Annotated in this window: 17 protein-coding genes; 7 read left to right on the top strand and 10 right to left on the bottom strand. The window is 65.0% G+C overall.

Features of this window, described 5'->3' with window-relative positions; genetic code table 11:
- Positions 1–90: 90 nt before the first annotated feature.
- Positions 91–972 (top strand): LysR family transcriptional regulator, encoded by an 882-nt coding sequence (locus GJV26_RS19360; protein ID WP_155710391.1) that lies wholly within the window; start codon positions 91–93, stop codon positions 970–972.
- A 26-nt stretch (positions 973–998) separates the two neighbouring features.
- On the opposite strand, the gene GJV26_RS19355 is transcribed toward GJV26_RS19360, so the two are convergent.
- The 4 genes from GJV26_RS19355 to GJV26_RS19340 all read right to left on the bottom strand — a co-directional run bounded on the left by GJV26_RS19355 (position 999) and on the right by GJV26_RS19340 (position 6,013).
- Positions 999–1,634: an NAD(P)H-dependent oxidoreductase gene (locus tag GJV26_RS19355; protein ID WP_155710389.1), complete on the bottom strand. Its 636-nt coding sequence runs from the start codon at positions 1,632–1,634 to the stop codon at positions 999–1,001.
- Between the two features lie 146 nt (positions 1,635–1,780).
- On the bottom strand, positions 1,781–3,253 hold the full coding sequence (locus GJV26_RS19350) for an efflux transporter outer membrane subunit (RefSeq protein WP_155710387.1): 1,473 nt from the start codon (positions 3,251–3,253) through the stop codon (positions 1,781–1,783).
- A gap of 17 nt (positions 3,254–3,270) precedes the next feature.
- Positions 3,271–4,878, bottom strand: coding sequence for a DHA2 family efflux MFS transporter permease subunit (locus GJV26_RS19345; protein WP_155710384.1), 1,608 nt, complete (start codon positions 4,876–4,878; stop codon positions 3,271–3,273).
- Between the two features lie 13 nt (positions 4,879–4,891).
- Complete coding sequence (locus tag GJV26_RS19340) at positions 4,892–6,013, bottom strand: HlyD family secretion protein (protein WP_155710381.1); 1,122 nt, start codon at positions 6,011–6,013, stop codon at positions 4,892–4,894.
- A 148-nt stretch (positions 6,014–6,161) separates the two neighbouring features.
- Between GJV26_RS19340 and GJV26_RS19335 the strand changes: the two genes are divergently transcribed.
- The 4 genes from GJV26_RS19335 (at position 6,162) to GJV26_RS19320 (ending at position 10,140) form a co-directional block, all read left to right on the top strand.
- Positions 6,162–6,845, top strand: coding sequence for a TetR/AcrR family transcriptional regulator (locus GJV26_RS19335; protein ID WP_155710379.1), 684 nt, complete (start codon positions 6,162–6,164; stop codon positions 6,843–6,845).
- Between the two features lie 118 nt (positions 6,846–6,963).
- Positions 6,964–7,143 (top strand): hypothetical protein, encoded by a 180-nt coding sequence (locus GJV26_RS19330; protein ID WP_155710376.1) that lies wholly within the window; start codon positions 6,964–6,966, stop codon positions 7,141–7,143.
- A 255-nt stretch (positions 7,144–7,398) separates the two neighbouring features.
- Positions 7,399–8,727 carry a GH1 family beta-glucosidase gene (locus GJV26_RS19325; protein WP_155710374.1) on the top strand — a complete coding sequence of 443 codons (1,329 nt, stop codon included), beginning with the start codon at positions 7,399–7,401 and terminating at the stop codon, positions 8,725–8,727.
- A gap of 177 nt (positions 8,728–8,904) precedes the next feature.
- Positions 8,905–10,140 (top strand): MFS transporter, encoded by a 1,236-nt coding sequence (locus GJV26_RS19320; RefSeq protein ID WP_371866565.1) that lies wholly within the window; start codon positions 8,905–8,907, stop codon positions 10,138–10,140.
- 51 nt (positions 10,141–10,191) lie between these two features.
- Here the strand turns inward: GJV26_RS19320 and GJV26_RS19315 are convergent, their stop codons facing one another.
- The 3 genes from GJV26_RS19315 to GJV26_RS19305 form a co-directional block, all read right to left on the bottom strand.
- Entirely contained in the window at positions 10,192–10,941 is a 750-nt protein-coding gene (locus GJV26_RS19315; protein WP_155710370.1) for a hypothetical protein, read from the bottom strand.
- A 169-nt stretch (positions 10,942–11,110) separates the two neighbouring features.
- Entirely contained in the window at positions 11,111–11,728 is a 618-nt protein-coding gene (yfcF, locus tag GJV26_RS19310) for a glutathione transferase (protein ID WP_155710367.1), read from the bottom strand.
- A 141-nt stretch (positions 11,729–11,869) separates the two neighbouring features.
- Positions 11,870–12,178 (bottom strand): DUF1272 domain-containing protein, encoded by a 309-nt coding sequence (locus GJV26_RS19305; RefSeq protein ID WP_155710365.1) that lies wholly within the window; start codon positions 12,176–12,178, stop codon positions 11,870–11,872.
- 82 nt (positions 12,179–12,260) lie between these two features.
- Here GJV26_RS19305 and GJV26_RS19300 point away from each other — a divergent pair, with 82 nt between their 5' ends.
- Together GJV26_RS19300 and GJV26_RS19295 are read left to right on the top strand one after the other, a co-directional pair.
- Complete coding sequence (locus tag GJV26_RS19300; protein ID WP_155710363.1) at positions 12,261–13,253, top strand: GlxA family transcriptional regulator; 993 nt, start codon at positions 12,261–12,263, stop codon at positions 13,251–13,253.
- Positions 13,254–13,561: 308 nt separating this feature from the next.
- The gene (locus GJV26_RS19295) at positions 13,562–14,758 is read left to right on the top strand and encodes an IS4 family transposase (RefSeq protein ID WP_155709600.1); all 1,197 of its coding nucleotides are present in this window, start codon (positions 13,562–13,564) and stop codon (positions 14,756–14,758) included.
- Between the two features lie 90 nt (positions 14,759–14,848).
- Here GJV26_RS19295 and lpdA read toward each other — a convergent pair whose 3' ends face one another.
- The 3 genes from lpdA to aceE are packed head-to-tail and all read right to left on the bottom strand — an operon-like array spanning position 14,849 to position 21,073.
- Positions 14,849–16,687: a dihydrolipoyl dehydrogenase gene (gene lpdA / locus GJV26_RS19290; protein ID WP_155710361.1), complete on the bottom strand. Its 1,839-nt coding sequence runs from the start codon at positions 16,685–16,687 to the stop codon at positions 14,849–14,851.
- A gap of 12 nt (positions 16,688–16,699) precedes the next feature.
- A complete protein-coding gene (gene aceF, locus GJV26_RS19285) occupies positions 16,700–18,355 on the bottom strand; it encodes a dihydrolipoyllysine-residue acetyltransferase (RefSeq protein WP_155710359.1) in 1,656 nt (551 codons plus the stop codon).
- 21 nt (positions 18,356–18,376) lie between these two features.
- A complete protein-coding gene (aceE, locus tag GJV26_RS19280) occupies positions 18,377–21,073 on the bottom strand; it encodes a pyruvate dehydrogenase (acetyl-transferring), homodimeric type (protein ID WP_155710357.1) in 2,697 nt (898 codons plus the stop codon).
- Positions 21,074–21,081: the final 8 nt, after the last annotated feature.

Genomic DNA, 21,081 nt, shown 5'->3' with positions numbered 1-21,081 from the left:
CTCCCTGTAGGTAAGAGCAGCCAGTATCTTCTCCGTCATGCAAAGAATAAATGAGCTAGCATGACGGACATTCCAAACCAAAGGTTAGCAATGGACAAGTTGCGCAGCATGGAAGTGTTCGTGGCCGCCGTCGACGCCGGCAGTTTCACCGGCGCGGCGCAGCACTGCGGCATGTCGGCCGTGATGGTCGGCAAGCACATCCGGATGCTGGAACAGATGCTGGGCGCGGCGCTGCTGACGCGCACCACGCGCCGCCAGGCGCTGACGGAGATCGGCCGCCGCTATGCCGAGCAGTGCCGCGCGATCCTGGCGCAGGTCGGCGATGCCGAATCGGTGGCCGAAGCGATGCGCGCAGCGCCGCGCGGCCTGATCAAGGCGACGGCGCCGGTATCGTTCGGCGCGCAGTGGCTGAGCCCCGCGATCACCGCCTACCTGGAACGCTACCCGGATGTGACGGTGGACCTGAGCCTGAGCGACCGCACGGTGGACCTGGTGGAAGAAGGTTTCGATATCGCCGTGCGCATCGGCCCCCTGCCCGATTCGACGCTGGTGGCACGGCCCCTGACACCGTATGCGATGGCGATCTGCGCGTCGCCGGACTACCTGGCGCGGCATGGCACGCCGCAGGCACCGGCGGACCTGAAGGATCACGCCTGCCTGGAATTCACGGGCTGGCTGCCGCAGGCAAGGTGGAAACTGAAGGGGCAGGAAGACGGCCGCCTGGTACGGCCGGGGCGCTTTCGGGCCAACAGCACGGCGGCGCTGCGGATGGCCGCGCTGAATGGCTTCGGCATCGTGATGCAGGCGGAGCTGATCCTGGCCGACGACATCGCCGCCGGCCGGCTCATCCCGCTGCTGCGGGACTGGCTGCCCGCGCCCCGCCCGATGCACCTGGTCTACTCGCGCGACCGGCGCGCCACGCCCAAGCTGACGACGTTCGTCGATTTCCTGCTCGAGCGCTTCGGGCCCTGAACAGGGCCGCAGGAACGGGCTGGAACTTACGCCACTTCGGTCACGAACTGCCCGCGCGGCCGGCGCACCTTCGGCAGGTCCACCAGCCAGTCGCCGGCATCGGCGCGGTAGCCCAGCGGCAGTATCACCACGCTCTTCAGGCCGCGTGCCTGCAGGCCCAGGATCTCGTCCACCGCGGCCGGGTCGAAGCCTTCCATCGGCACGCTGTCCACTTCCTCGAACGCGGCCGCAATCACCGCCGCACTCAGGCCGATGTACGCCTGCCGCGCAGCATGGCTGAAGTTGACCTCGGCGTCGCGTTGCGGGTACGTGGCCAGCAATTGCTGCCGGTACTTCTCCCAACCCTCGTTCTCGAAGCCGCGCACCTCGTTGGTGTAGTCGAACATCTGGTTGATGCGTTCGGCCGTGTAGTTGTCCCATGCGGCGAATACCAGCAGGTGCGAGCCATCGACCACCTGTTGCTGGTTCCAGGCCACGGCACTGATGCGCTTCTTCACTTCGGGATTCGTCACCAGCAGGATTTCATACGGCTGCAGGCCGCTCGACGTGGGCGCCAGGCGTGCCGCCTCGATGATGCGCTCGACCTTGTCGGCCGGCACGGGGCGCTGCGCGTCCATTTTCTTGGTGGCGTAGCGCCACCGCAGTTTTTCCAGTAATGGCATGGGTAAGTTCCTTATAGGTTGGCCAAGTCGGTTGAGACAAACTCAGCATATTGCATTTTTCGCCGCGGCGCAGACGGGCAGGGATTTCGCCAGGCTCCGCCTGCTGCGGCGCATCGGCATGGCCCTGCGAGGCTGCCTTGTTCTGCCTATTGCTTCGGTGCCTGGGCCAGTTGCGCCAGCTTGCCTTCCGGCTGCCAGCCGGCACCCAGCGCCCGCGCGACGGACACCGCGGCCAGCAGCCGCTGCGTATCGATCTGCGCGGTGGCACGGTCGGCCGCCAGCGAGCTGCGCTGGGCATCGGTCACGTCGAGGTAGGTGGACAGGCCGCGCTCGTAGCGGGCCCGCGCCACCAGGTAAGCGCGCGCCGCCGCCTCGCGCGACACGGCCTGCGCCTTGCCCTGCTGCTGGCGCTGCTGCACGTCGGACAGCGCGTCTTCCACTTCCCGCAGGGCGGTGAGCAGCCGGCCCTGGTGGTTCGCCACGGCTTCGTCGTAACGGGCCTGCGCCGCGGCCAGGTTGGCCTTGTTGCGGCCGCCGTCGAGCACCGGCAGCGACAACGCCAGCGGGCCGAAGCTGAACTGGCGCGAGCCGCCCTTGGCTATCTCCGACAGGCTCTCGGAAGCAAAACCGAAATTGCCGGTCAGGCTCAGCGACGGATACAGCGCGCCCTCGGCCACGCCGATATTCGCATTGGCCGCCTTCAGCGTGGCCACGCTTTGCGCCAGGTCGGGCCGCTGCGCCAGCAGGCTGGCGGGCAGGCCGACGGGAATCGCCGGCGGCTGCGGCAAGCCCGCTCCCGCGACGGCCGGCAGCACGGTCGATGACGGCGACGCCCCCAGCAGCACGGCAAGGCCGTGTTCCAGGCCGTTGCGCTGGCGCTGGGCTTCTTCGAGGTCGGCTTCCGCGTTGGCGCGTTCGATCGTCGCGCGCGACGTATCGAGTTCGTTCGACAGGCCGGCATTGAAGCGCGCGGTCACCAGTTCCTCGGTTTCGCGGCGCGTATCGAGCGCGCCGCGCAGGATCGCGATCTCGGCGTCGAGGCCGCGCAACTGCCAGTAGGTGGTGGCAACCTGCGATGTCAGCACCAGCATCACGCCATCACGATCGGCCTGCGCGGCCAGCGCCTGCGCATCGGCCGCTTCCACGGCGCGGCGCACGCGGCCCAGCAGGTCCAGCTCGTACGAGAACGACGAGCCGACCGAATAGTTGTTGCCGTCGATCGCGCGGCGGCCCAGAGCGATCCCCTGCGAGGTGTTCGCCGACGTGCGCGAATTCGAGATCCCGGCACTGACGTTCAGCTGCGGCCGTTCGCTGGCCCGCGTGACGCCCAGTTGCGCCTCGGCCTGCAGCAGCCGCTGCCCGGCCGCCTTGACGGTGGGGCTGTCGGCCAGCGCCTGCTGTTCGAGCCGGTCCAGCGTTGCATCGCCGAACACGCTCCACCATTGCTGCGGCAGGCGCGCGGCGGCATCCTGGTGCGATGCGGCCGCTTGCGGCGCGTGGCGGAAGCCGGAGCCGGCGATGCCGGCCGGCGCCTTGAAATCGGTGCCCACGGTGGCGCAGCCGGAGAGAAACAGCATGGCGGATGCGACCGCCACGGTAATGCCTGGTTTGATGAACATGATGTTACCTCTTGAATTCAATGGCCGCCGGCGCCGGCGCCGGATGGCGATTTGACCTTGTCCGACAGCCACAGGATGGCGATGCAGGACAGCAGGATGCCGCCGACGATGAAGAAGCCGTCGTTGTAGGCCATCACATACGCTTCGCGCCGCACGATGCCGTCGACCGCCTTCAACGCCTTGTCCGCCGCGTTGACCGGGTCGAACCCCTGGCCGATGAACGCCTGCGTCATCTGGTCGAGCCGCTGTTGCGCGGCCGCCGAGTAGCTGGTGATCGATTCGCCCAGCCGCGCCGAATGGAAATGCTCGCGCGTGGACAGCGCGGTGGCCAGCAGGGCGATGCCGATCGAGCCGCCCAGGTTGCGCGTCATGTTGAACAGGCTCGATGCCGAAGGCATGTCCTTCGGCGAGATGCCGTTCATCGCGAAGTTCGACAGCGTGAGCATCACGAACGGCTGGCCCAGCGCGCGGACGACCTGCGACAGCATCAGCTGGTCGTAGCCGGTGCTCGCATCCATGTAGGCGTTCATCAGACACGAACCGCCGAACAGCAGCAGGCCGAACGAGCACAGGATGCGGTTGTCGATCTTCGCCGACAGCTTGGCCACGAACGGCATGATGAACAGCTGCGGCAGCCCCACCCACATGATCACTTCGCCGATCTGCATCGGCGAATAGCCGGCGATCTGGCCCAGGAACAGCGGCAGCAGGAACGACGAGCCGTACAGCCCCATGCCCATCACCGCCGACAGTACCGTGGCGACGAGGAAGTTGCGTTGCCCGTACAGGCCGAGGTTGACGAACGGCTGCTCGCGCATCGCGCTGGTGATGACCCACCCCAGCAGGCCGACCAGCGCCATCGCGGCGAATGCGATGATGAAGGCCGAATCGAACCAGTCCTTGCTGTTGCCTTCCTCGAGGAAGATCGTCAGGCAGCCCAGGCCCATCGCCATGAACGCGATGCCCAGCCAGTCGGCGTTCCACAGCTGGTCCAGGCGCAGCTTTTCCTTGTCCAGGCCATAGGCGATACCGGCCATCAGCAGCAGGCCCGGCACCCAGTTGATGTAGAAGATCGACGGCCAGCCGTACAGCTCCGACAGGTAGCCGCCCAGCGTGGGGCCCATGGCCGGCGCCAGCGTGGCGGTCAGGCCGAACAGCGCCATGCCGGTCGCCCGTTTCGACGGCGGCAGCTGGGTCATCACCAGCGTCATCGCCATCGGGATCAGCGCGCCGCCCGTGAAGCCCTGCAACATGCGGAAGGCGATCATGCTTTCCAGGTTCCAGGCGAAACCGCACAGCGTGGAAAACACCAGGAACAGCGCGGTGGTGCCCATCATGTAGCCGCGCAGCGAGAACACGCGCGTCAGCAGCGCCGTCAGCGGAATCACGATGATCTCGGCCACCAGGTAGGCGGTGGAGATCCACGAACCCTCTTCCTGCGTGGCCGACAGGGAGCCGAGGATGTCCTTCAGCGACGAGTTGGTGATCTGGATGTCCAGCACCGCCATGAACGCGCCGAGCATGCCGGCGGCCACCGCGATCCAGGTGCGGCCGGAAACCGCTTCGGCGGCCTGGCCATAGGCCGGCGCGCCGGGCGGGCTGCCGGTCAGTGTCTGCGTACTCATTGCAGCGTTCCGCTTAGTGGACTTGGCTTGCTTCGCCGATCGCCACTTCGGCGATCACCGACATGCCCGGCACCAGGCGGCCGGCAAGCGCCTTCTGGTCGGCGGCGTCGAGCGTGATCTTCACGGGCACGCGCTGGACGATCTTGGTGAAGTTGCCGGTGGCGTTATCGGCCGGCAGCAGCGCGAACTGGTTGCCGGATGCCGGCGAGAAGCTGTCCACGTGGCCGGTGATTTCCTTGCCCGGCAGCGCATCCACGCTGATGTGCACCGGCTGGCCGATGTGCATCTCCGCCAGCTGGGTCTCCTTGAAGTTCGCGGTGACCCACACATTGTCCTGCACCAGCGCCGTCAGCTGCTGGCCCGGCGACACGCGCTGGCCCACTTCGAGATTGCGCTTGCCCACGCGGCCGCTGACCGGCGCCACGATGCGGTTGTAGGCGAGCTGCTGTTCGGCGTCCTTCAGCTGCACTTTCAGCACGTCGATCTGCGCCTTCAGCACATCGCGCGCGGAGGCCGCGGCGCCGATCTGCGCCTTGGCGGCGGTGACGCTGTCCTTGCGGGCCGCCAGGTCGGCGGCGGCGCTGGCGCGGCCGGCATTGGCGGCATCGAGCTCGGCCTTCGACACGGCCTTCATCTGGCTGGTGTACAGCTGGCCGTAGCGGTCGGCGTCCTGTTTCGCGCGCACCAGCAGCGCTTCGGCCTGCTTCACCTGGGCGGCGGTGGCGCTGGCCTGGGCCTTCACCTGCGCCACTTGCGCGTCGGCCTGCAGCACCTGCGTTTCCGCGCTGGCGATCTGCGCGCGGATCTGCTCCACCTTCACATGCTGGTCGAACGGATCGAGTTCGGCGATCACGTCGCCCGCCTTCACATACTGGTTATCGTCGATCAGCACCTTCGTCACGGTGCCGGCGATACGCGACGACACCGGGTGCACGTGGCCGGCGACATAGGCATTTTCAGTTTCCACGAAATGCGCGCTGCGGTACCACATGCGGCCACCCGCCGCGATAGCCGCCACGGCGATCAGGCCGGCAACGACCAGCACGCGGCGATTCGGCTTTTTCGCCGGCGCGGCGGCTTGCGGGGTTGCCTGGGAGGCGGCGCCGAGCACTTTTTGTTCTGCCTGGTTGGACATGGAAACGCTCCGAAAATGAAATGGGTTATGCGCATTATTCGATATCGGTTGACCGAAGTCAAGAAATGAAACGATTGCATTTCATTTCTAGGTGACATACAGTAACGGCGTTCCCACAGTGTCTGGCGCCTGTCGCGCCGTTCAAATCATGTCTGACGAGCAAGTAAAAGATCCCGGCCTGTGCGATGCGCCGCCCCTGTGCCCGCTTGCCGCACGCAGCGCCGGACGCCCCCGGGCGTGCGATGCGGAAGCGCGCACGCAGGAACTGTTGAGCGCCGCCGCCGAGCTGTTCCTGGAAAAGGGCTATTCGAAAGTCAGCCTGGAAATGATCGCGCGCCGGGCGCGCGTGGCCGTGCGCACGATCTACGTGAAGTTCGGCGGCAAGAGTGGTCTGTTTCGGGAAATCCTGAAATCGGGCCGCGATGTCTATTTCGAGACGATGGAAGACCTGGAGACGAACCCGAGGCCGATTCGCGAGGTGCTGGTCGACTTCGGCATGCGCTTCCACGAGCTCGTGTCATCGGGGGCGGTCATCAAGCTGTACCGGATGGTCATCGCGGAAGCCCACCACGATCCCGAGATGGCCGAGGCGTTCTTCGAATCCGGCCCGCGCCAGACCCGGCTGGCGCTGGAGCGGTACTTCACCCGGCCCGACGTGCGTGCCCAGCTGCGCGACCTGCCCGCCGACCAGCTGGTGGTGCACCTGCTGAACTGCCTGATGGGGGATCACCTGAAGCGTTACCTGTTCGCGCCCCCGGCGCGCGACGTGCACGAGGACACCCTGCTCGTCGAGCAGCGCGTCGACCTGTTCCTGCACGGCGTCAAGGCTTGACACGCCTCTCGCCGTAACTCATCCTTGGTGACCGGCGCATTGTGCGCTGGCGCACAGAGATCGTGCTGCCACTGGGGGAAAATGATTTCCTCAAGAATATAATTTGCAGGGAGGCTCTATGAGCAGGATCGACAGGCTGGAATGGACGCAGAAAGTCGCTGCGCTGAACGAACGCATTCGCGGTTTCCAAGCCAATCCCAGCCAGGAACAACTTGAATTGGCCATCAACGAGCTGCGTGCTTACGCCGATGCCGCCACCGCCGGCATGGAAATCCCGCCGCGCTTTATCGCAAGTTAGAAGCGATAAGTCAGCAAGGCAGTAACGCAAACCCGGCAAGGCCGGGTTTTTTATTGCCTGCCCGGCCCGCTGCAGTCCCCTTCTCACAGAAATTTCCGCTGCACAGGCGTGTCTCCAGGCTTGTTTTGTTGCTGAAAATCGGTGCCCCGAAGCAGCTTTTTTATAATTGACACGGATTTGCGCTTGCGGTCTAATGTCCAGCGTCGCGTGAAATCGTTTTCATGCCTTCTCAAAAACCTCCAGCCGACCAAGACAATGACCGACAAATTGCAATTTCCGCCTTCATTCACGTGGGGTGTGGCCACGAGTTCGTTCCAGATCGAGGGTGCCGCCACGGCCGACGGCAAGGGCCCGTCCATCTGGGACACGTTCAGCCACACGCCCGGCAAGGTGATCGACGGCAGCAATGGCGACGTGGCCTGCGACCACTATCACCGCTACGCGGAAGATGTCGGCATCATGGCGGACCTGCACGTGGATGCCTACCGTTTCTCGATGGCGTGGGCACGCGTGCAACCGGCCGGCAAGGGGGCCTGGAACGAGGCGGGTTTTGCATTCTACGAGCGCCTGCTCGACGAGCTGGACAAGAAGAACATCGCCGCCCACGTGACGCTGTACCACTGGGACCTGCCGCAGGGCCTGCAGGACGAAGGCGGCTGGCTGAACCGCGACACCGCCTACCACTTCGCCGAGTACGCGGCGGAAGTGGCGCGCCGTTTCGGCAATCGCGTGAAAACGATTGCAACGCACAACGAGCCATGGTGCACGGCGAACCTGGGCTACGGCAACGGGCAGTTCGCGCCGGGCGTGACGGACACGAAACAATCGGTGCAAGTGTCGCACCACCTGCTGCTGTCGCACGGGCTGGCGATGAAGGCGATGCGCGCCGTCGGCGCATCCGCCGAACTGGGCATCGTACTGAACCAGTGGACCGCCGACCCCGCCACCGGCAGCCAGGCCGACCGCGATCTCGCCACCTGGGAATATGCCCGCTCGGTGCAATGGTTCATGGACCCGATCTTCAAGGGCCGCTATCCCGAATATGCGCTGCGCGGCCACGGTGCCGATGCGCCGGAAATCGACGACGGCGACTTCGACATCATCCGCCAGCCGATCGACTTCCTCGGCGTGAATTACTACTTCCGCTCCTTCTGCAGCGCCGAAACGCCGCCGCGCCAGGCACCCAATGCGCTGGGTACCACGGACATGGGCTGGGAAATCTATCCGCAGGGGCTGACCGAGCTGCTGGTGAAGCTGAAGGGCGAGTACGACCTGCCGCCGATCTACATCACCGAGAACGGCATGGCCAATCCCGACCACGAGCTGGTGGAAGGCCGCGTGCCCGATGCAAAGCGCATCGACTACGTGGAGCGCCACCTGGCGGCACTGAAGGCGGCGATCGACCAGGGCGTGGACGTGCGCGGCTATTTCCTCTGGAGCCTGCTGGACAACTTCGAATGGAATTCCGGCTACGCCAAGCGCTTCGGCATCATCCATGTCGATTACGCCACCCAGAAGCGCACGCCGAAGGACAGCGCGCTGTGGTACCGCGAATTCATCGACACGCAGCGCCGCGCATCCTAAGATAATGGCGGCAGCAGCGGCAGCAGCGGCAACATAGCCGCCCGCACCTTGACGATCGAGACAGGAGACGACATGAACACGAAAGCCGCCACACCGGGCGCCCTGCCCCCGGCCGGCGCCGCCGCCGCGGCGCGGCGCGTCAGCCCGCTGCTGTGGGTGCCTTCCGGCTACTTCACGATGGCGCTGGCGTACATCATGCTCACCAGCGTGACGGCCATCATGTTCAAGAACCTGGGCATGGACAACGGCAAGGCGGCCGAGTATGCGAGCTACCTGATCCTCGCCTACACGATCAAGCCGCTGTTCGCGCCGTTCGTCGAAATGTACCGCACCAAGAAGTTCTTCGTGCTGTGCGCGCAGCTGACGATCGGCCTCGGTTTCGGCTGCGTGGCGCTGGCGATGTCCCTGCCCGGGTACATGGCGATCATGGTCGGGCTGTTCATCGTGCTGTCGTTCGTCGGCGCCACGCAGGACATCGCGTCCGACGGCGTCTACGTCACGGCGCTGGACACGCGCACGCAGTCGCTGTACTGCGGCATCCAGAGCCTGTCGTGGAACATCGGCCCGATCGTCGCCTCCGGTGGCCTGGTCTACCTGTCGGGCTGGCTGCACACCAACGTGTTCGGCCACGATGCCAACGCGTTCGGCGAAGCGTGGATCGACAGCTGGCGCATCGTGTTCTTCATCGTGGCCGGCATCACGCTGGTGATGGCGGTGTGGCACCTGCGCGTGATGCCCGATGGCGCCAAGGCCGAAAATGCGCCCGTCTCCATCGGCGAGGCACTGTTCATCCTGAAGGATTCGTTCATCACGTTCTTCCAGAAGCGCGATGTGTGGCTGATGGTGGGCTTCGCGTTCCTGTTCCGCCTGTCGATCGGCCTGCTGGAAAAGATCGGCCCGTTCTTCATGGTGGACCCGGTGGCCAAGGGCGGCCTCGGGCTGTCGAACGAGCTGCTGGGCATCGTCTACGGCACCTATGGGCTGGTGGCGGTGCTGGTCGGCTCGCTGCTGGGCGGCCTGTTCGTGGCCAAGCGCGGCCTGAAGCCGACGCTGTTCCTGCTGTGCTGCGCCGTCAACATCCCGAACGTGACGTTCCTGCTGATGGCAATGTACCAGCCCACCAGCCTGGTGGCGATCAGCGCCGGCGTGGCGATCGAAAAATTCTTCTACGGCTTCGGCTCGGTGGGCTTCATGATCTACCTGATGCAGCAGCTCGCGCCGGGCAGGTACACCACCACCCACTACGCGTTCGGCACCGGCCTGATGGGGCTGTGCATGATGGTGACTGGCCTGGTTTCCGGCCACCTGCAGCAGTGGATGGGGTACGTGAATTACTTCTGGTTCGTGATGGCGGCCACCATTCCATCGTTCCTGGTGACGTGGTTCGCGCCGTTTCATCACAAGGAGGGGTGAGGCCCTCCATTGCCGCCATCCCGCAACGTACCGGGCTGGCGGCGACCCGCATCACGGCCGTTCGGCCGGCGCCTCGCCATCCTTGAGGGAAATGGGCGTGTAACCGGTCGGCACGGCGAACAGCGCGGCATCGGGCTCGGTGCGGTCGATGCCGCTCAGTGCGGTCACGGTTTCGCCCGTACGTGGATCGTTGTGCCGGTAGTAGACGGAAATCTTCAGTTCCGGTGCCACCCATGTCTCGCTGACCACCGTCACACCTTTGTCGCCGCCACCGGCCGTGTAGCTGTAAGCCTGGCCCGTCACCGTCAAGCCTTCGAGTTCGCGCTCGCCCAGCGGCTCGACCGCAGGGCCGGGCTGCGCATCCGCTGCCCGCGCCTGGTCCAAGGCCTGCGGCGCGCTGCCGCCGGCACCGGCCCGTTTCCTCGGCGGCACCGGCGACCGCGTCACTTTCGGCTTGAACGCCGTCTTGTGCAGGTGATCCAGCATCAGGTACGCGCCGTCGGTGTCGCGGATCGTCGAGACCACGGGATTGCCCTCGTCGTCCAGCCGGTCGGTGCGGGTTCTTCCGGCGCTGTCCCGGTACAGCTTCGAGACGAGCTGCCGGGTGAATTCGCTGCCGTCATGCTGCCTTTGGAGCCGGGTCATCGTCTGCGTGGCACTGTATGGCAAGCCTGCGACGATCGTGACCTTGGGCTGCCGGGTTTCGCGGGCAATGGATGCCCCGGCGCCCGACCATGCGGGAGCCGACGCGAGGCCGGCGAGCAGGCCGGCGAGCAGTACAGCGGGCAATCGCTTGTTCATGTGCGCCTTTCTGGTTGAAAGCATGGGAAGGATGGCGGTTTCCCATGCTATCACCACGCGGGCCCCGCAAAACGCACGTATTGTCACCTTGCCGCGTCGCCGTGCGGCGCGGGCTTACTGCACATTCAACGCAGCCGGCAGCGTGACGGAAATTCGGGGCCAGCGATCCTTACAGCGGCGGGCGTTGCAACGTGACCCAGCCCTGCACGGACTCACGCTCCCACTGCCGCGTGGCGTACGCGCGCAATGCCGCCGGCACGTCATCGCCGTTCAGCACGAGCCGGTTCAGCATCACGGCCAGGTCCACGTCGGCGATGGTCCAGGAACCGAACAGGTGATCGCCGCCGTGCGCGAGCAATGCGTCCGCCGCCTTGAACAGCTTGCCCGCCGCCTGTTGCGCGGCGGCGGACAGCGGCGCGTCGGTCGGTGCGTAGAACACGACATTGGTCGAGCGCTCCTGCCTGATCGGCAGCAGGTCGCTCCTGATCCACGCCTGCACCTGGCGCGCGCGGGCACGTGTTTTCAGGTCCGCCGGATACAGGGCCGGATCGGGCCGCAGCTCTTCCAGGTATTCCGTGATGGCGGACGACTCGGACAGCGCGAAGTCGCCGTCGACGAGCGTGGGCACGCGCTGCGTCAGCGACCGCGTCGCGTAATCCCCCTCGCGATTGGCGCCGGCATCGAGGTCGATGGTCTTCAACTCGAACGGAATGCGCTTCTCCGTCAATGCGACGAACACGGACATTGCATACGGGCTGGTGTACTGGGCATCGGCGAACAGGAGCATCGGTTTCCTCGGTATCGGTTATCAAACGGGCATCGAGCATAACATCGCATGCAGTGTCTGCGAAAGAGAGTGATGCATGACCGGCGGCGTGTGACGGCCGGCCGCGCTGCGGCGGCGCGCATCCGGCGCACGCCAGGGAAACTACCGCTCTTCTGGCCGAAGGTTCCGGATCGCTGCGGCGAACCGGGCATGCGCGGCGGCGTCGACCGGCCGGTACTTCGGCTCCACGCGCGCCGGATCCTTGCCGAGGTAATTGTCGCCCTTCCAGTTCCGCACCGGCCTGACCGGGCGCGGCACGAAACCGCCGCCGCAGTTCGGGCAGACGTTCTCCAGCAGGCCGTCCACGCAGCCGGCGCAGAATGTGCATTCGTAGGAACAGATGCGAGCGTCGGTCGCATGCGCCGGCAGCGCCTTGTCGCAGTGTTCGCAGGTGGGCCTGAGTTCGAGCATGAGGTTCTCCTTTTCAATGTCGAATCCATTGTAGGATCGCCGCGTTTGACAGGAATGACATCGATAGATGAATATCTGCCACATGCCAAATTCCCCTGCCCTGCCTGTCGACATCTGGCTGCTGGTGTTCCCGGGCTTCCTGCTGCTCGATGCCGCCGGGCCGATCCAGGTATTCGCCAGCGCCAACGACGAGGCGCGCGACGCCGGCCTGCCGCCGCCTTACCGCATCCACCTGGTCGCGCATGGCGGCGGCGCTGTCGCATCGTCGGCCGGCGTGAGCATGCTGGCCGCGCCATTGCCGCGACGCGGGATCGCCGGCGGCACGCTGATGGTGGCGGGCGGCGGCGGCGCATGCCTGCCTTCGGCTGCGACGGCGCAAGGCCGTGCGCTGCTGCGCTGGGTGGCCCGGACGAGCGGGCCGGCGGCGCGCTGCTGCTCCGTCTGCACCGGCGCCTTCGTGCTGGCGCGCGCCGGTCTCCTCGACGGACGCCGCGCCGTCACGCACTGGCAGGACGTGCCGGCGCTGCGTGAACAGCATCCGGCGATCGACGTGCAGGACGACGCGATCCACGTCCGCGACGGCAAGTTCCGCACGTCCGCCGGCATCAGCGCCGGCATGGACCTGGCACTCAGCCTCGTCGAGGAAGATCTCGGCCGCGCCGCGGCGCTGGCGGTGGCCAGGCGGATGGTGCTGTTCCTGAAGCGCCCCGGCGGGCAACGGCAGTTCAGTGCCGAACTGCTGGCACAGTCGGCACCGGAGGGCGTGACCGCGCAGCTGGCCGCATGGCTGCGGCCGCGCCTGGCGAAGGAACTGGATGTGGAACAGATGGCCGCCGCCTGCGCGCTGTCGGTGCGCACGCTGCACCGCAGGGTGCGGCGGGAAGCGGATGTCACGCCGGCGCAGCTGCTGGCGCGGTTACGCATGGAACTGGCCTGCAGCCTGCTGGAACGGCCGCGCATGACCGTCAAGGAAGCCGCCCGGCGCAGCGGACATGGCAGCGAATACAACCTGCGGCGCGCCTTCATGCAGCGGCTGGGCGTGCTGCCGAGCGACTACCGGGCCCGCTTCGCCTGAAATGCTGCAAAAAAACAGATGACAGGCGTCAAGGCAACCGGGTCTGACCCCGGTTCCAGGAAATATTTCCAAAATTCGGGGTCTGACCCCGGTTTTAGGCAACAAGAGCTGATAAAAAAACGCCACCCAGAGGTGGCGTTCGGAGACTGGGCAGGCTGAAAATTCGGGTCTGACCCTGAGCCTACCCCTCAAATTTTTGTTGTAAACCATATGGGAAGCTGTTAACTTCAATCCCAAAAACGGCACATGCATGGCCGTGTTAGCCCTTTCATTCGTAGCGACCAAACTGCAAATGAAAGGCACGGACCATGCATGCACGCCAAATCATACAACGATTGTTGGGGCAGGAGTGCCCATCAATTCACGCTAAACGCCGAGCTTGCCTAGCTCAAATTGTGCAAGCTGCAGCTCGTGCCGGGCTGGGCGTTGTACGCATCGGTAAGCAGCTCAGGTCACAAACAAGTCTTCGGCATCGCATCAAGTGCTGTGACCGTTTGCTGAGCAATCCCCATCTGGCCAAAGAGCGGGTGCAGATATACCGAGCAATGAGCCAACGCCTTCTTCAATCCAGGCAATACGTGCAGGTAGCAGTAGATTGGTCAGAAATTCGCGCAGATGGCAGTGCTCAATTGCTGCGTGCAGCAGCCATCATCGAAGGACGCGCCTTTACGCTCTACGAGGAGGTCCACCCTCAGGAGAGGCTCGCGGCATCTTTGGTCCATAAGTGCTTCATGAAGACCCTGAAAACCATCCTGCCAGCGCACTGTCGCGCCATCATCATCACCGATGCAGGATTTCGTGCTACGTGGTTTAAAACGCTCAATCAGCTCGGCTTTGGCTGGGTCGGACGGATACGCAACCGTGATTTGGTGTGCCAACAGAACGGCAACGACTGGTTCGGCTGCAAAAGCTTGTACTCAAGAGCTACCGCAAAAGCGCGCGATTTGGGCTATTTTTTTCATGTCCGCTCCAACCCTGTCGACTGCCGATTAGTGCTGTACAAGTCCAAATCGAAAGGACGGCATTGCTTGACGAAATCCGGTCAACCTGCGCGCGCGCACCACAGCAAGAAAAACAGCGCTGCCCAATGTGAGCCTTGGCTACTCGCCGTTTCGCCAGCACTGGCACAGCTTCGTGCAGACGACATCATCAAAATTTACTCTGGGCGCATGCAAATCGAGCAGACTTTCCGCGACCTGAAGAATGCCAAATGGGGAATGGCACTGCGACATAGCCAGACTACAAGCCTGCTTCGTCTGGCGGCACTTTTACTAATCGGTGCATTGCTCACTTATGCCTTATGGCTGATCGGCTTAGCGGCACGAGCGGCTGGCTATGAAGTCCACTACGGCAGCCATCCCAAGGCAGGCAGCTGCCTTTCAATCTTCTCGTTGGCAATGCACTGGGTCGACGACTATCGTCGACCCAGACTCTCCCCATCGGCCATCAAATATGCATTTATCGAACTCGTTTCGATGGTCCGCACTTGGGAATTCGAGGGGTAGGCTCAGGGTCTGACCCCGATTTTAGGCAACAAAGCTGATAAAAAACGCCACCCGGAGGTGGCGTTCGGAGACTGCGCAGGCTCGAAGGGATCAGCGCTTGCGCACCGGCGGCAGGTCGGTGCAGACGCCTTCGTACACTTCGGCGGCCATGCCGATCGACTCGCCCAGGGTCGGGTGCGGGTGGATCGTCTTGCCGATGTCGGTGCCGTCGGCGCCCATCTCGATGGCCAGCGCGATCTCGCCAATCATGTCACCGGCGTGCGTGCCGACGATGGTGCCGCCCACGATGCGGTGCGTTTCAGCGTCGAACAGCACTTTCGTGAAGCCTTCGTCGCGGCCGTTGGCCACGGCACGGCCGGAGGCGGCCCACGGGAAGTGGCCCTTCTCGACCTTGATGCCCTTGGCCTTCGCTTCGTCTTCCGTCAGGCCGACCCACGCCACTTCCGGATCGGTGTAGGCGACGGACGGGATCACGGTGGCGTCGAAGTGCGACTTCTGGCCGGCGGCCGCTTCGGCCGCCACGTGGCCTTCGTGCACCGCCTTGTGGGCCAGCATCGGCTGGCCCACAAGGTCGCCGATGGCGAAGATGTGCGGCACGTTGGTGCGCATCTGGCTGTCGACGTTGATGAAGCCGCGGTCGGTCACCTGCACGCCGGCCTTGTCGGCGGCGATCTTCTTGCCGTTCGGGCTGCGGCCCACGGCCACGAGGACCATGTCGTAGATCTGCGGTTCCGGTGCGGTGGCACCGGCTTCGGCGGCTTCGAACGTGACCTTGATGCCTTCCGGCAGCGCTTCCACGCCCACGGTCTTCGTCTTGGTCATGATGTTGTCGAAGCGCGCGGCGTTGTATTTCTGCCAGATCTTCACGGCATCGCGGTCGGCGCCCTGCATCAGGCCATCCATCATCTCGACCACGTCGATGCGCGCACCGAACGTGGAGTACACGGTGGCCATTTCCAGGCCGATGATGCCGCCGCCGATCACCAGCAGGCGTTTCGGGATGAAGCGCAGTTCCAGCGCGCCGGTCGAATCGACGATGCGCGGATCTTCCGGCACGAACGGGAGCTTGACCACGGCGGAACCGGCCGCGATGATCGCCTGCTTGAACTGCACGACCTTCTTCGTGCCGTCCGGGCCGGTGACTTCGATATGGTTCGGGCTGACGAACTGGCCGAGGCCCTGCACCACCTGCACCTTGCGCGCCTTGGCCATGCCGGACAGGCCGCCGGTCATCTTGCCGATCACGCCTTCCTTGTACTTGCGGACTTCATCGATGTCCACTTCCGGCCGGGCGAACTTCACACCGTGCTTGCCCAGGTGCGCCGTCTCGTCGATGACGGAAGCCAGGTGCAGCAGCGCCTTCGACGGGATGCAGCCCACGTTCAGGCACACGCCGCCCAGCGTTGCGTAACGCTCGACGATGATCGTGTTCTGGCCCAGGTCGGCAGCGCGGAACGCGGCCGAGTAGCCGCCGGGTCCGCCGCCCAGCACCATCACGTCGCACTGGATGTCGACATTGCCGGAATACGAGCCCGCGGCAGGCGCGGGACCGGCGGCTGGTGCCGCGGGAGCCGGCACCGCCGGTGCGCCGTACACCGGCGCGGCCTGGCCCGGCGCCTCGCCTTTCTCCGCAGGCGTGGCGACATTCGCCGCCGGAGCCGGGGCCGCCGGCGCCGGAGAAGCGGCGCCGGCCGCCTCTTCCAGCAACAGCAGGGGCGAGCCTTCCGACACCTTGTCGCCCACCTTGAACTTCAGTTCCTTGACCACGCCGCCATGGGTGGCCGGAATCTCCATCGACGCCTTGTCCGATTCCACGGTGGCGATCGACTGGTCGACCTTGATCGTGTCGCCCACCTTGACGATCACCTCGATCACTTCGACTTCCTTGAAGTCGCCGATATTCGGTACTTTTACCTCAACGATGCTCATGTAGCCCTCTCCTTACAGCAGCACTTTGCGCATGTCGCCCAGCACTTCTGCCAGGTAGACTGCGAAGCGGGCACCGGACGCGCCGTCGACCACGCGGTGGTCGTACGACAGCGACAGCGTCATCATCAGGCGCGGCACGAACTGCTTGCCGTCCCACACCGGCTTCATCGAAGCCTTCGACAGGCCGAGGATCGCCACTTCCGGGGCATTCACGATCGGCGTGAAGTGCGAGCCGCCGATGCCGCCCAGCGACGAGATCGTGAACGTGGCGCCCTGCATGTCGGCCGGTTTCAGCTTGCCTTCGCGCGCCGCCAGCGACAGTTCGGTCATTTCGCGGGCGATCTGCGACACGCTCTTCTGGTCGGCATTCTTCACCACCGGTACCACCAGGCCTTGCGGCGTATCGGCCGCGAAGCCGATGTTGTAGTACTTCTTCAGGATCAGGTTCTCGCCCTTCGCATCCAGCGAAGAGTTGAACGCCGGGTACTTCTTCAGCGCCGCGGCGGATGCCTTGATGACGAAGGCCAGCATCGTCAGCTTGGCGGCATCCTTGTTCTTCGCGTTGGCGTTGTTGGTATCGACACGGAACGCTTCCAGGTCGGTGATGTCCGCATCCTCGAACTGCGTCACGTGCGGGATCATCACCCAGTTGCGGTGCAGGTTCGGGCCGGAGATCTTCTTGATGCGCGGCAGCGGCTGCAGTTCCGTTTCGCCGAACTTCGAGAAGTCCAGCGACGGCCATGGCAGCAGGTTCAGGCCCGCACCGCCACCGGCGGCGGCGGGAGCGGCCGCGCCGGCGATCACGCCCTTCACGTAGTTCTGCACGTCCTGCTGGGTGATGCGGCCTTTCTGGCCGGTGCCCGGCACCTTCGCCACGTCCACACCCAGTTCGCGGGCGAACTTGCGCACGGACGGCGACGCGTGGGCCAGCTTGCCGGAGACTGCCGGCGCGGCCGGAGCCGGAGCAGCCGCGGGGGCCGGAGCCGGAGCCGCGGCAGGTGCCGGTGCGGACGCGGCGGCCGGAGCAGCGGCTGCCGGGGCGGGAGCCGCCGCAGGGGCAGGAGCGGCAGCTGCGCCGCCGCCGGTCGATTCGACGATCAGCACCAGCGAGCCCTCGGCAACCTTGTCGCCGACCTTGACCTTGATTTCCTTGACCACGCCTTCGTGCGACGACGGGATCTCCATCGATGCCTTGTCCGATTCCACGGTGACCAGCGACTGGTCCTTCTTGATCGTGTCGCCCACCTTCACCATCAGCTCGATGACTTCCACTTCCTTGAAGTCGCCGATGTCCGGCACTTTCACTTCGACAGGACCGGCCGATGCTGTCGGCGCCGCCGGAGCTGGCGCTGGCGCCGGTGCGGCAGCGGCTGCAGGTGCCGGCGCGGCGGCGGCCGGCGCAGGGGCTGGAGCCGCGGCGGCGGCGGCGCCTTCGGCCTCGACCAGCAACAGCAGCGAACCCTCGGCGACCTTGTCGCCGACCTTGACCTTGATTTCCTTGATGACGCCGGCCGACGACGATGGAATCTCCATCGACGCCTTGTCCGATTCGACGGTGATCAGCGACTGGTCGACCTTGATCGTGTCGCCGACCTTGACCATCAGCTCGATGATCTCGACTTCCTTGAAATCACCGATATCCGGGACTTTGACTTCCACAATACTCATAGCGTTTGCTCCGTATTCTCGTTATTGGGTCACCGGATTTGGCTTGTTCGGGTTCAGGCCGTACTTGACGACAGCCTGCTCCACCACGGAGATGTCGATCTTGCCTTCGTCGGCCAGCGAGCGCAGCGCGGCAACGGCGATGTAGTAACGGTTCACCTCGAAGAACTCGCGCAGCTTGGCGCGGCTGTCCGAACGGCCGAAACCATCGGTGCCCAGCACGCGGTAGGTGCGGTCCTTCGGCATGAAGGCGCGGATCTGCTCGGCGTACAGGCGCATGTAGTCGGTCGTGGCGACGATCGGGCCCTGCGTATCCTGCAGCAGCTGCGTCACGTAAGGCACGCGCTGTTCCTTGGTCGGGTTCACGAGGTTCCAGCGCTCGGCATCCTGGCCGTCGCGGGCCACCAGCGTCAGCGACGGCGCGGACCAGACGTCGGCGGCAACGCCCCAGTCCTTCTCCAGCAGCTCGGCGGCGAAGATCGATTCGCGCAGGATCGTGCCGGAGCCGATCAGCTGCACGCGCTGGCCGGCGTTCGCGGCGCCTTCCTGCAGCAGGTACATGCCCTTCAGGATGCCCTCTTCCTGGCCGGCTTTCAGGCCCGGGTGAGCATAGTTCTCGTTCATGATGGTGATGTAGTAGAACACGTCTTCCTGTTCCGTCACCATGCGGCGCAGGCCGTCATGGACGATCACCGCCAGTTCGTGGCCGAAGGTCGGGTCGTACGGCAGGCAGTTCGGGATCGCCGCGGCGAACAGGTGGCTGTGGCCATCCTCGTGCTGCAGGCCTTCGCCGTTCAGCGTGGTACGGCCGGCGGTGCCGCCCATCATGAAGCCGCGGGCGCGCATGTCGCCTGCGGCCCAGGCCAGGTCGCCGACGCGCTGCATGCCGAACATCGAGTAATACGTGAAGAACGGGATCATCACGCGGTTGTTGGTCGAGTACGACGTGGCCGCCGCGATCCACGAGCTCATGCCGCCCGCTTCGTTGATGCCTTCCTGCAGGATCTGGCCGGCCTTGTCTTCGCGGTAGTACATCACCTGGTCCTTGTCGACCGGCTCGTACAGCTGACCTTGCTGGTTGAAGATGCCGATCTGGCGGAACAGGCCTTCCATGCCGAAGGTACGCGATTCGTCGACCAGGATCGGCACCACGCGGGGGCCCAGGCTCTGGTCGCGCAGCAGCGCGGTGATGATGCGGACGAACGATTGCGTGGTGGAGATCTCGCGGCCTTCCGCGGTCGGTTCCAGCACGTTCTTGAACGCTTCGAGCGGCGGCACGACCAGCGTTTCATCGGCCTGCTGGCGGCGCGCCGGCAGGTAGCCGCCGAGTGCCGCGCGGCGCTCGTGCAGGTATTTCATTTCAGGCGCGTCGTCGGACGGCTTGAAGAACGGGATTTCGGCCAGCTTGTCGTCCGGGATCGGAATGTTGAAGCGGTCGCGCATTTCGCGGATCGCCTCGTCGTCCAGCTTCTTGGTCTGGTGGGCGGTGTTGCGCGCCTCGCCGGATTTGCCCATGCCGTAGCCCTTGACGGTCTTCACCAGCAGCACGGTCGGCTTGCCCTTGGCTTCCTGCGCCACCTTGAACGCGGCGTAGATCTTGTGCGGGTCGTGGCCGCCGCGGGTCAGGCGCCAGATGTCGTCGTCGCTCATGTTGGCGACCATTTCCAGCAGCTTCGGATGCTTGCCGAAGAAGTGCTTGCGCACGTAGGCGCCATCCTTGGCCTTGTAGTTCTGGTATTCGCCGTCGATGGTTTCCATCATCACGCGCTGCAGGATGCCTTCCTTGTCCTTGGCCAGCAGGCTGTCCCAGCCCGGGCCCCAGATGACCTTGACGACGTTCCAGCCGGCACCGCGGAATTCGCCTTCGAGTTCCTGGATGATCTTGCCGTTGCCGCGCACCGGGCCGTCCAGGCGCTGCAGGTTACAGTTGACGACGATGACCAGGTTGTCCAGCTGTTCGCGGGCGGCCATGCCGATCGCGCCCAGCGATTCCGGCTCGTCCATCTCGCCGTCGCCGCAGAAGGCCCAGACCTTGCGGCCGTCGGTATTGGCGATGCCGCGCGCGTGCAGGTACTTCAGGAAGCGCGCCTGGTAGATCGCCATCAGCGGGCCCAGGCCCATCGACACGGTCGGGAACTGCCAGAAGCCCGGCATCAGTTTCGGGTGCGGGTACGACGACAGGCCCTTGCCGTCCACTTCCTTGCGGAAGTTGATCAGCTGCTCTTCCGTCAGGCGGCCTTCCAGGTAGGCGCGTGCATACACGCCGGGTGACGAGTGGCCCTGGATGTACAGCAGGTCGCCGCCGTGCTCTTCGCTCGGGGCTTTCCAGAAGTGGTTGAAGCCGATGCCCAGCATGTTCGCCAGCGAAGCGAACGACGACAGGTGGCCGCCCAGGTCGCCATCGGCGCGGTTGGCGCGGACCACCATCGCCATCGCGTTCCAGCGCATCCACGAGCGCAGGCGCTCTTCGTACTCCAGGTTGCCCGGGCAGTGCGCGCCGACATCGGCGGGGATCGTGTTCACGTACGCGGTATTGGCCGAGAACGGGATATCGGCGCCGCTGCGGCGCGCCAGGTCGACCAGCCGCTCCATCAGGTACTGGGCGCGCTCCGGGCCTTCATTTTGCAGTACAGCCTCGAGCGCCTCGAGCCATTCCTTGGTTTCCTGTGCGTCCGGATCATTGGCGGTTTGGGCCGTGACCTGGTCAAGTTGAGCTGACATCTATCTAG

The organism is Pseudoduganella dura (genome assembly GCF_009727155.1).
GTDB classification, from domain to species: Bacteria; Pseudomonadota; Gammaproteobacteria; order Burkholderiales; family Burkholderiaceae_D; genus Rugamonas; species Rugamonas dura.
Note: the sequence above shows the minus strand (reverse complement) of the source record. Positions and strands in the feature narration are given on the sequence as shown.